1 protein-coding gene is annotated in these 1612 nt (G+C 53.9%); it reads left to right on the plus strand.

What is annotated here, in order from left to right; all coding sequences use genetic code 11:
• Window positions 1–1612, plus strand: a 1612-nt coding sequence (locus IE070_RS12105) for a beta strand repeat-containing protein (RefSeq protein ID WP_373296975.1), incomplete at both ends; no start/stop codon positions are given.

The following is a 1612-nucleotide window of genomic DNA, read 5'->3' on the forward strand; positions in this document are numbered from 1 at the left end:
TAGCGTGGCGGGTGTGGATATTAGCAGTTTAGCCGATGGTGCTTTAACCATTACGGCGAGCGCCGTGGATAATAATGGCAACAGCATCAATGCCAATACCGGCATCACACTGGATGCCATCGACTCGGCCATTACCGTGACGGCTGAGCTGGCAGCGGATAATAGCTTAACGCTCTCGGGTAACACGGTGGATGTCGCGCCGGGTAGCACGGTGCAGCTAACCATTACCGATCAGTTTGGTACTAGCGTGGTGGTGACGGCCTTAGTCAATGCCGATGGCAGCTATAGCGTAGCGGGTGTGGATATTAGCAGTTTAGCGGATGGCGCTTTAACCATTACGGCGAGCGCCGTGGATAATAATGGCAATCCAATCAGTGCCAATACTGGCTTAACACTGGATGCCATCGACTCGGCCATTACCGTGGCGGCAGAGCTGGCAGCAGATAATAGCTTAACGCTCTCGGGTAACACGGTGGATGTGGCGCCGGGTAGCACGGTGCAGCTGACCATTACCGATCAGTTTGGTATTAGCGTGGTGGTGAGCGCGTTAGTCAATGCCGATGGCAGCTACAGCTTGGCGGGGATTGATATTAGCGGCTTAGCGGATGGCGCCTTAACCATTACCGCGACAGCGGTGGATAATAACGGCAATAGCATCAATGCCAATACGGGCTTAACACTGGATGCCATCGACTCGGCCATTACCGTGACGGCAGAGCTGGCTGCCGATAATAGCTTAACGCTCTCGGGTAACACGGTGGATGTCGCGCCGGGCAGCACGGTACAGCTAACCATTACCGATCAGTTTGGTACTAGCATAGTGGTCACGGCCTTAGTGAATGCCGATGGCAGCTATAGCTTGGCGGGTGTGGATATTAGCAGTTTAGCGGATGGCGCTTTAACCATTACGGCGAGCGCCGTGGATAATAATGGCAATCCAATCAGTGCCAATACAGGCTTAACACTGGATGCCATCGACTCGGCCATTACCGTGGCGGCTGAGCTGGCAGCGGATAATAGCTTAACGCTCTCGGGTAACACGGTGGATGTCGCGCCGGGCAGCACAGTAGCGCTGACCATCACCGATCAGTTTGGCAATACGGTGGTGGTTAATGCGTTGGTTAATGCGGATGGCAGTTATAGCCTAGCGGGTGTGGATATTAGCAGTTTAGCCGATGGTGCTTTAACCATTACCGCGACAGCGGTGGATAATAATGGCAATCCAATCATTGCCAATACCGGCATTACACTGGATGCCGTCGACTCGGCCATTACCGTGGCGGCAGAGCTGGCGGCAGATAATAGCTTAACGCTCTTGGGTAACACGGTGGATGTCGCGCCCGGTAGCACAGTTGAAATAACGATTACCGATCAGTTTGGTAACACCGTGGTGGTGACGGCCTTAGTCAATGCGGATGGCAGCTATAGCGTGGCGGGCGTGGATATTAGCAGTTTAGCCGATGGCGCTTTAACCATTACGGCGAGCGCCGTGGATAATAATGGCAACCCCATTAATGCCAATACGGGCTTAACACTGGATGCCGTCGACTCGGCCATTACCGTGGCGGCAGAGCTGGCGGCAGATAATAGCTTAACGCTCTTGGGTAACACG

The organism is Alishewanella tabrizica (genome assembly GCF_014652375.1).
Taxonomy (GTDB): Bacteria; Pseudomonadota; Gammaproteobacteria; order Enterobacterales; family Alteromonadaceae; genus Alishewanella; species Alishewanella tabrizica.